This window comes from Helicobacter trogontum (assembly GCF_000765905.2).
Classification (GTDB): Bacteria; Campylobacterota; Campylobacteria; order Campylobacterales; family Helicobacteraceae; genus Helicobacter_A; species Helicobacter_A trogontum.
This window is the reverse complement of the sequence record NZ_JRPL02000077.1, coordinates 1-1,792: the sequence shown is the minus strand read 5'-3', so window position 1 is coordinate 1,792 and position 1,792 is coordinate 1. Positions and strand designations below refer to the sequence as shown.

The window sequence follows — 1,792 nt, the reverse complement described above, 5'->3', positions numbered from 1 at the left end:
GATATTACCACTGATACAGGAGAATCCATCAAGGCACATCAGTATTCTAAGCGATTTGATGGGCAATGTGTGGAAATGAGAGAGGGGATAGTAGAATCTAAAGAAGACAAAACTTACAATAAGCTTTATAAAGAAGACAAACAAGAGGTATTGGCTCTTATAAAGAAAGCCAAGCAAAGTTTAAAATTAAAAACAGATAAGAAAAACTCTTGGAAATACTATGATATGTGTGAGTTAGATTGTGATTTTGGTGGAGCGGAAGGCATATATCGTCTTTATGTTTTTGATGGCGAGAATCTTAAATCAATCTATGACAAAATCCGCAATCCTCAAAGTTTTATGAATATAAAAGAATTTGAAGAGAGTGGCGTAGAATCTTTAGCCAAGATTCTACCACAGACAGATTTTCAAGAGATTATACAAACTACAGAGGGTTATGATGGCAGAAGGTGCTATATGTATGATAAACAAAACACATTATGGATACAACAAGCTGCAAATCCCGGTGGGTGTAACTTTGCCTTTTTTCAGAATCTAAACAATATAGAAGTTGTAGTGGATTGCACTTGGGGATATGATTTTGATTGATTCTAGGTAGGGGCTATAAGAGCAAGTAAATATTATATGTTAGCAAAATAGTACAAAACCTACCGAATTTGTACCTGGAGATACAAGACCTGCTACTAGAGAGTTAATTAAACAAATGATTTTGCACGACAAGAAAGCCTATCAAAATTTTTCATTTATAAATGAAAATTATAAGCGTGTTGAAAGAGGTGAAATATCAATTTAAACTCATCATAAAGGAGGATTATAATGGCATATAGTAAGCTTTATATACCAAAATATATTTTATGTTTCTTAGTGCTAACAATATCGTATATTTACGCATTCAATATTACTTCAGAATATGAAATAAAAGAAAAACCCTTGGTTTATAATGGCGATACAATACAAATTAATGCCAAAACTCTTTACTTCAAAGAATTACAAAAAAACACTCCTTTACCAAAAAATGTCACACCACTTAAACATACCAAAGATACACAAGCACTTTTACAAAGCAAAGAGATACCGCAGGGACACACTCACAATCGCTTTGAGGGTAATTTGGAAATTAATGGAATTTTGCAATACTCCATAAGGACAGACTGGAATGGGGTTCATACAGACTGGGTTTTGTTTTTTGATGAAGTGTATTATAAATCTAAACTCATCCCTAAAAACAAGCCATATCCTAACATCGAAGAAATGCTTATGCCAGAGAGTGCTTACATGCGTATAACAAAACCTAAAGAGCAAGAATTGCAGAAATTATTTAATATAGCCGAATCCAAACCTTTGATAATTATTGGAGTTAGGGTAAATGGCATACTTAAAGAATTAAATATTACTACCCATGATGGCGATGAATGGGATTTTTTTGGCAATGTGGAAATTGTTTCATTGTCGGGTGATATAATCTTTAAATATCCAAATAAAAGAGAACTTATAGAATCTATGGGTTTAAGCGATAATATTTTACTATATGCTTCACCAGACTCTTATATCAACTTGCGTCAATCTCCAAATGGCAAGATTTTACAAGCAATCCAAAAAGATACAATATTAAATGATTGTAATTTACGAGGGAATGAGCTTAACAATCAAGGAATATTATTATCTCTTGGCAAAGACCCCACCAACCCCAAATGGCTAAAAGTAGCCTATATCCCAAAAGAGGCAAACGATACAAGCAAGGCAATCTATGGTGTAATACACGAAAGCCAAGTAAGTTTTGATTGTGAGGAGT

General features: G+C 33.2%; 2 protein-coding genes. Both read left to right on the top strand.

Annotation, left to right across the window (positions count from 1 at the left end):
• Positions 1-588: hypothetical protein (locus tag LS81_RS11460; RefSeq protein ID WP_161976775.1), on the top strand; the 588-nt coding region annotated here is incomplete at its 5' end.
• 228 nt (positions 589-816) lie between these two features.
• The coding region (locus tag LS81_RS12225) for a hypothetical protein (RefSeq protein ID WP_034345469.1) at positions 817-1,792 on the top strand (976 nt) is incomplete at its 3' end.